This is a genomic window from Pseudomonas sp. 05N434 (assembly GCF_056396965.1).
The window spans coordinates 1-1,118 of record NZ_JBFTMK010000914.1; the positions used below are offsets into that span (position 1 = coordinate 1).

At 59.7% G+C, this 1,118-nt stretch carries 2 protein-coding genes; both read right to left on the reverse strand.

Translation table 11 applies throughout. From position 1 onward, the window contains the following. A partial coding sequence (locus AC1DLB_RS30660; protein ID WP_477786362.1) for a DUF2491 family protein occupies positions 1-452 on the reverse strand: 452 nt, incomplete at its 3' end. After that, positions 439-1,118, reverse strand: a 680-nt coding sequence (locus AC1DLB_RS30665) for a potassium channel family protein (RefSeq protein ID WP_477786363.1), incomplete at its 5' end; no start/stop codon positions are given. The genes AC1DLB_RS30660 and AC1DLB_RS30665, both read right to left, overlap by 14 nt.

Genomic DNA, 1,118 nt, shown 5'->3' on the forward strand with positions numbered 1-1,118 from the left:
CATTCGCGGGTGTATTCGACACCGTTGAGGGTGTAGGTCGGCAGCCCGATCAGGCTTTGAGGGCCGGCCAGCCGCCGCAGCTCCGCTTCACTGTTGATGGTGACGTAACTGAGGTAGTTGAACAGGATCACCGACTCGACCTGCCCGGCGATGTCGCCGGTGGTGTGCACTTGCAGCCAGTAGTCTTCGTCGTTCATGTAGTAGCGCGACAACCAGGTCGACTGCCCGAGCTCAATGGTGCCGGCGCTCCAGATTTGCTGGGAGCCGGGAATGGTTACCGCGGTTTTTTCGTCGAGCAACAGTTTCAGGGTCGTGTCGAACATCACGCCCTTGCCCATTGCCAGGCCCAGCGGGCCGGTGACTGGCAGGTTGTCGTTGGCTGTCCATTTCGAATCGGTATTCGTGCCCGCGTTCGGGGCCTCAAGCCCCAGCAACTGTTTAAACCATCCCATTGGAGATTTCCTTGAGGCGAGTAGAGGCGATGTAGAAGAGTTCGCCGCCCTTGACGCGAGTGGCGCCGGGCGGGTTGATTGAAGGCTGTCGGGCGCCTTTGGCGCGGTAGCCGATAAGGGTCGCGTTATGGCGTTCTTTCATCTGTGCGTACAGATCGCCGAACGTTGCTTCAAAGGTTTCGGGCAGTCTCATCAGGTATTGGGTGGCGCCTTGGCCCACGCACAGCAATTCATTGATGACCACTGACGAGCCCGGATCCTGGGAGGCGCGCACCAACATCTCGATGGCCATGCTTGAGGTGCATTCCAGGCTGGGCGCGTAGGCGCTGGCGAGCGCGGCGATTTCACTTTCATTGAAGTGGGCGACCACATGCCCGACCGGGCTCAGTTGATTGACCGCCAGTACGGTGGCCAGGGTCAGATCGTCTGAATGGGTTCGCACCAGTACGCGTTCGGCGCCAGGTACGCCGGCACGCAGCAAAAGCGCGACAGAGGACAGGCTTTCACCTTTGATAAAGGCCGCCTTGCCCGGCATGGGGTTTTCTTCGAGGTCGCAATCGCAAATGACGATCAGGTTGTCATTGGACGTTTCGTCCTGCAGCAGCAACTCAATAACCCGCTCGCTGGACGCGCCTTCCCAGCCGATGAGAACGGTATGGCCGACCT